General features: G+C 49.6%; 6 protein-coding genes. 3 read left to right on the forward strand and 3 right to left on the reverse strand.

Going from position 1 to position 6,181, the window contains the following annotated elements; genetic code table 11:
• Positions 1-3 precede the first annotated feature (3 nt).
• Positions 4-1,056: an ISAs1 family transposase gene (locus tag D9T21_RS18820; RefSeq protein WP_105933364.1), complete on the forward strand. Its 1,053-nt coding sequence runs from the start codon at positions 4-6 to the stop codon at positions 1,054-1,056.
• Between the two features lie 297 nt (positions 1,057-1,353).
• On the opposite strand, the gene D9T21_RS18825 is transcribed toward D9T21_RS18820, so the two are convergent.
• Entirely contained in the window at positions 1,354-2,961 is a 1,608-nt protein-coding gene (locus tag D9T21_RS18825) for an NAD(P)/FAD-dependent oxidoreductase (RefSeq protein ID WP_123326755.1), read from the reverse strand.
• A 157-nt stretch (positions 2,962-3,118) separates the two neighbouring features.
• Between D9T21_RS18825 and fdxA the strand changes: the two genes are divergently transcribed.
• Entirely contained in the window at positions 3,119-3,442 is a 324-nt protein-coding gene (fdxA, locus tag D9T21_RS18830) for a ferredoxin FdxA (protein WP_123326756.1), read from the forward strand.
• Between the two features lie 17 nt (positions 3,443-3,459).
• Here the strand turns inward: fdxA and rlmE are convergent, their stop codons facing one another.
• Positions 3,460-4,080: a 23S rRNA (uridine(2552)-2'-O)-methyltransferase RlmE gene (gene rlmE / locus D9T21_RS18835; RefSeq protein ID WP_123326757.1), complete on the reverse strand. Its 621-nt coding sequence runs from the start codon at positions 4,078-4,080 to the stop codon at positions 3,460-3,462.
• Positions 4,081-4,274: 194 nt separating this feature from the next.
• Between rlmE and D9T21_RS18840 the strand changes: the two genes are divergently transcribed.
• On the forward strand, positions 4,275-5,015 hold the full coding sequence (locus D9T21_RS18840) for a TrmH family RNA methyltransferase (RefSeq protein ID WP_123326758.1): 741 nt from the start codon (positions 4,275-4,277) through the stop codon (positions 5,013-5,015).
• A gap of 45 nt (positions 5,016-5,060) precedes the next feature.
• Here the strand turns inward: D9T21_RS18840 and ylqF are convergent, their stop codons facing one another.
• Positions 5,061-6,065 (reverse strand): ribosome biogenesis GTPase YlqF, encoded by a 1,005-nt coding sequence (gene ylqF / locus D9T21_RS18845; RefSeq protein WP_123326759.1) that lies wholly within the window; start codon positions 6,063-6,065, stop codon positions 5,061-5,063.
• Between the last annotated feature and the right edge of the window lie 116 nt (positions 6,066-6,181).

Below are 6,181 nucleotides of genomic sequence, written 5' to 3' on the forward strand. Positions count from 1 at the left end.
CAAATTAATGTTCAACATGACTTTATTGATGTGATATTTCTGACTGTGAGTGCAGTCCTTTCTGGAGCAGAGGGTTGGAGCGATATAGAAGTGTTTGGTCGAGATAAACTTGATTGGTTGCGCCAATACCGTCCCTTTGAAAACGGCATTCCTGTTGACGATACCATTGCCCGAATTGTTCGAGTAATATGCCCTGAACAATTAAATAAAGCCTTTATGAATTGGGTGAATGAAGTGCGTGTTGAAACGGGTAAGCCTCAAATTGCCATCGACGGTAAGACACTTCGTCATTCCTACGATGGCGATAAGCAAACGGCATTACATAGCATTACCGCCTGGAGCAAAGATGCAGGTTTAGTGCTTGCGCAACTGAAGTCATCGGGCAAGAAAAATGAGAATGCTTCGGTATTGGACCTACTCGACACGCTTAATATTAAAGGCGCTCTTATCAGTGCAGATGCCATGAACTCTCAGAAAAAGATAGTCGAGAAAATCAGCTCGGAGAACGCAGATTATGTGCTCTGCATCAAAAACAACCACAAACAACTACGCGATGAAATTGCCGCCTATTTCCATAAGGTAGAGAGGGATAATCCCGCTTGGATTGCCTGTAATGAACAGACTGATTCTGGCCATGGACGAATTGAAGTACGCCGGTGCCAGCAACTAAGAGTCAGTGAGTGGATAAGTGAAGCACAGCACTGGAAAGGTATACGCAGTGTTATCAAAATAGAGCGAGAGCGCCACCTTAAAGACAAAGAGGTGAGCACTGAAACGCAATATTACATCAGTTCACTGGATATTGACCCCGTTGCGGTCAACCAGGCTATCCGAGCACACTGGGAAGTCGAAAATAAAGTCCACTGGGTGTTAGACGTGACGTTCAAAGAAGATGATAGCCGAATACGCAAAGAGGACGGAGCGGAAAATGTCGGAGTGATTAGGCGGTTTTGTTTGAATATGGCTCGTTTACACCCCAAGAAAGCCAGCATGAGAAGCAAACTCAAAATGGCTGGCTGGGCCGATGAATTCAGAGCAGAGCTTATTTTTGGGTAAAAGTATGCGGTTGCCCTGTCACTATTACGAGGATTAACGGCTATAACAAAGTGAGAATAAAATGATTACCAATAAATAATAGCTTCTCCCAAAGAGAAAAAGCCAAAAATTTTAAAGTAAATATCCAATCTTTCTAGTTACAGAATGACCTAAAATACACTTATCACTATTAAGCATAGCTAAGCAATTATTATTGAAGCTTTTTCCCAATTCATCAAATATTTAATGAATACTAAAGCTAAGTAGCAACTAGGGCGACTCTGTTGTTTTTTCGGGTTAGGGATATTCGCCTATGTTTTAAAACGCCAGTGCTAAAGCTTCGGCCACGCGGATACCGTCGATACCCGCCGACCAGATGCCACCAGCATAACCTGCGCCCTCGCCTGCCGGATACAGGCCCTTAACGTTAACGCTTTGATAGTCTTTATCCCGTTTAATACATACCGGTGACGAGGTGCGGGTTTCTACACCGGTGAGGGTGCCATCGGCTTTAGCGAAGCCTTTAATCTGGCGGTCGAACGCCGGGATGGCCTCGCGAATAGCCTGAGTGACATAATCCGGCACCACTTTGCTCAGATCTGTTAAGGTAACGCCTGGTGTATAGGATGGGGTAACTTCGCCCAATTCCGCGCTGGGTTTACCCGCCAGAAAATCACCGATTAACTGCCCGGGGGCGTTGTAATTCTCACCGCCGGCTTTAAACGCCAGTTCCTCAAGACGGCGCTGTAATTCAATGCCTGCCAGTGGGTGGCCAGGATAGTCCTGTTCCGGCGTGATCCCCACTACAATAGCGCTGTTTGCGTTGCGCTCATGGCGGGAGTACTGGCTCATACCATTGGTAACCACACGGCCAGGCTCTGAAGCCGCCGCAACCACTGTACCACCCGGGCACATACAGAAACTGTAAACGGTACGGCCATTTTTGCAGTGATGCACCAGTTTGTAATCTGCCGCGCCCAGAATAGGATTACCGGCATTATCACCAAACCGGCAGCGATCAATCATGCTCTGCTCGTGTTCAATGCGAAAGCCAATGGAAAATGGCTTGGCTTCAATGTACACGCCCTGCTCATACAGGTTCTGAAAAGTATCCCGGGCGCTGTGCCCCAGGGCCAGGATAACCTGTTTACACGCCAGATAATCGCCGTCGGATAAATGCAGGCCTTTCACAGCGAACTGGCCGTCTTGTTCATCCAGATCCAATTTTTCGACCCGGGTAGAGAAGCGAATTTCGCCGCCGAGGTCGATAATCTGCTGGCGCATTTTCTCTACCATGCTCACCAGTTTGAACGTGCCGATATGTGGCTTACTGACGTATAAAATTTCTTCCGGCGCGCCGGCCTCAACAAACTCGTGTAATACCTTGCGGCCGTAATGTTTGCGGTCTTTTACCTGGCTATAAAGCTTACCGTCTGAAAACGTACCGGCGCCGCCTTCACCAAACTGCACGTTAGACTCCGGGTTAAGCGGCTGCTTGCGCCAGAAACCGAAGGTATCTTTAGTGCGCTCGCGCACGGCTTTACCACGCTCCAGCACAATCGGCTTAAAACCCATCTGCGCCAGAATCAACGCCGCAAAAATCCCGCACGGGCCAAGCCCTACCACTACCGGGCGGTGCGTCAGGTTTTCCGGGGCCTGGGCAACAAACTTGTAGGTCATGTCTGGGGTAACGCGAACCTGGGTGTCTTTAGCAAACTTGCCCAGCAATTCCGCCTCACCATTTACCTCTACATCCACCGTGTAGATCAGCTGAATATCCCGATTATTGCGTGCATCGTAACCGCGTTTAAACACGTTAATGTTTAACAGGTCATCGGCAGCAATCGCCAGTTTGCTGACTATCGCGGCAGCCAGTGCAGAGTCGTCGTGATCGAGGGGAAGTTTTATATCGGTTAAACGCAACATGAGGGAGGATCCTGGTTCGCCGGACAGCCTATCTGTCAGAGCGGCTATAGTTTAATGCAGTTGCCGCCAATCCGGTAGCCATTGTGGCCATTTGTCTTTAGATCGGGCTGCAGAACCCTTATAATTGCAAACAAATTGATTCACGCGCCAACCTATCATGACCTTTGTAGTGACCGACAACTGCGTAAAATGCAAATACACCGACTGCGTGGCCGTATGCCCGGTAGACGCCTTTTTTGAGGGGCCAAACTTTCTGGCTATCGACCCGGCTATCTGCATTGATTGTGCGCTGTGCGTGCCGGAGTGTCCGGCCGAGGCCATTATTCAGGATACCGAGCTAACCGAAGAGCAAAAGCCCTATCAGGCCATTAACGCTGAACTCAGTCAGCAGTGGCCAAACATTACTGAAGTGATTGCGCCGCCTGATGATGCTGACAGCTGGAATGGCGTGCCGGATAAGCTGCCGTTACTGGAACGCTAAACGCCAGTAACGAGCTACTAGCCCTTAAAGCCGGTCGCCACTAAATAGACTTCCCGGGAACGGGGGCGGGATGCCGCAGGTTTTCTCACTACCACTTTGTTAAAGGAAGAACGGACGTCTTTAACGTACTCGTCGTAGCCCACGCCCTGAAACACTTTCGCACAGAAACTACCGCCGGGCTGTAACACGTTTCTGGCCATGTCGAGTGCCAGTTCAACCAGATACATTGAGGCATACTGATCGGTGGTTTTTACACCGCTTTGGTTAGGCGCCATATCCGAAACGACAACGTCCACCTGGTCATCGCCAAGCACCTTAAGAATCTGGTCGTATACCGCTTCATCGGTGAAGTCACCCTGAATAAAGTCTACCCCGATAATGCTGTCCATAGGCAGAATATCCGATGCGATCACCCGCCCGTTTTCACCTACTACGGGCGCGACGATCTGCGACCAGCCGCCCGGTGCAGAGCCGAGATCCATGACCACGCTGCCGGGGCGAAACAGTTTGTCTTTTTCGTTGATTTCAATCAGCTTGTAACTGGCCCGGGAACGATATCCATCGGCTTGCGCCTTTTTTACATAAGGGTCGTTAACGTGTTCTTCCATCCATTTTTTACTGGTTTTTGAGCGGGCCATATCTACTCTGCTGTGACTGGTGGGAAATCGGCGTTTATTGTAATCATGCCCAAGCCATTTGCAAATCCGGCAGCGCCAACAAACTTTGCCGGGCCGCCTGACTTCATGGGTATTACAGGCTACAATGCGCGCTATCTTATCACGCGCCTTTGTGAGCGCCTATTGCCAACTATCGATCCGGAACGACCTACACCATGAAATTAGACGACGTAAAAAAACTGCATCAAAAGAAGTACCGCTCGCAGTTTGGCTATTATCTGGTGGAAGGTGAGCATCTGATTCAGGAGCTGCAACGCTCGCCGCTGATGGCGTTGCCTATTACGGTATACGTTACCGATGTCTGGCAATCAAAAGGCGTTACCCTGGACGATCGCTTTGAGGTCGTATCGGTAACCGATCGCCAGATGGCATCCCTCAGCGATACCAAAACGCCGCAGGGCGTTATCGCCAGAGTACCGCTACCGGCCAACGATAGTAATGCGCCGGTAACCGCCAACGAGCGTTGCATTTACCTGCATGAAATTCAGGATCCTGGCAATCTGGGCACCATTTTACGCTCGCTGGCCTGGTTTGGTGACTTTCGACTGTTGCTGAGCCCTAACAGTGTGGACCCGTTTAACTCTAAGGCGGTCCGCGCCAGTATGGGCGCCCTCTTTCACCTGCCGGTTGAGCTGGATGTGTCTTTAAGCCAGTTGCAAGCCCGCTTTGCAAAGTTTGCTTACCTTGATCTTAACGGCACGGCGATAACAGATGAACAGTTTGGCAACTACCCCTGTTATCTGTTTGGCAACGAAGCTCGGGGGGTACCTGCACAAGCGCTATCTGAAACAAATGCTGACGCATTTACCATTGCCGGCAACGGCAACATCGAATCATTGAATCTGGCCAGTGCGGTGGGGATCTGCGCCTTTCATCTGGCGCAAGCCGCAAAGTAATTGCGGCTAAAGTAAGACGGCTGAATATTTGCGGGAGAGGCGCTGCTAGCGCCGGTTCTTCTTCATCCGGCGGCTCTGCTCCTGACGCTTTTCTTCGCGTTTTTCTTTACGCGCCTCCTTATCCGGAGTTAATGAACCTTCTTTGAATTTCTGTTTGCGTTTCGCTTTATCGGCCGCCTTTTTCTCTGCAGCGGCGGCCATCTCTATTTTTTCCTGTTCAATCATTTCAGGCGTTTCCAGGGTCAGTCGTCCCAGTTTGCCCGCCTGCAATTCGTTTAACAGGATTTCACAGATCTTATGCAGATTAACCCGGCCACCGGCCATTTTAGCGCCACGGGTTTTGGCCGCCGCTTCTAAAAACTCAAGCTCGGTATCAGGCAACTCATCCAGCTTGTAGCGTTCTTTCATTGCCTCCGGATAGGCTTTAATTAAATAGTCAGCGGCATAAAAACCTACATCATCGTATTCCATAGCGGTATTTTTTACCGCGCCGGATGATGCTAACCGGTAGATAGAATTGGGGTTTTCCAGCTTTGGCCATAGCACGCCCGGCGTGTCATAGAGCACAATTCCACCGCCTAAGTTAATGCGCTGCTGCGATTTGGTGACCGCTGGTTCATTACCCGTTTTGGCAATCACCCGGTCAGCTAGAATGTTAATCAGGGTAGATTTGCCCACATTAGGAATACCGGTGATCATGGCGTTAATTGACTTTACCGACGCGTGTTTCTGGGCACAGATGGTCTGGATTAATTTTATTATTTGTTTGCTGTTAGCCGGGTTGTCGGTAGTGGTGGTGATGGTTTTTACCCCACGCTCACTTTCCAGATAAGCCTGCCACCGGGCGGTCAGCTCCGGATCTGCTAAATCATATTTATTAAGGATTTTAAGGACAGGTTTATCCCCTCTGATTTTAGCGATTTCCGGGTTTTCGCTTGAATACGGGATCCGCGCATCGAGTACTTCTATCAGGATATCCACCTGACTTATCGATTCTTTTATTTCTTTGAGGGCTTTGTGCATATGCCCCGGAAACCATTGTAATGCCACTACGTTTGTCCTGTTATCGCTACGTTGTGCGCAAGTTTACTGTAATTAATACCAATCCGCATAGAAGTTTGCCCACTCAGCAAGACTGGCAGGTTTTGTGGCTAGGCTTGGTTGCA

Source organism: Marisediminitalea oceani (assembly GCF_003731635.1).
GTDB lineage: Bacteria > Pseudomonadota > Gammaproteobacteria > Enterobacterales > Alteromonadaceae > Alteromonas > Alteromonas oceani.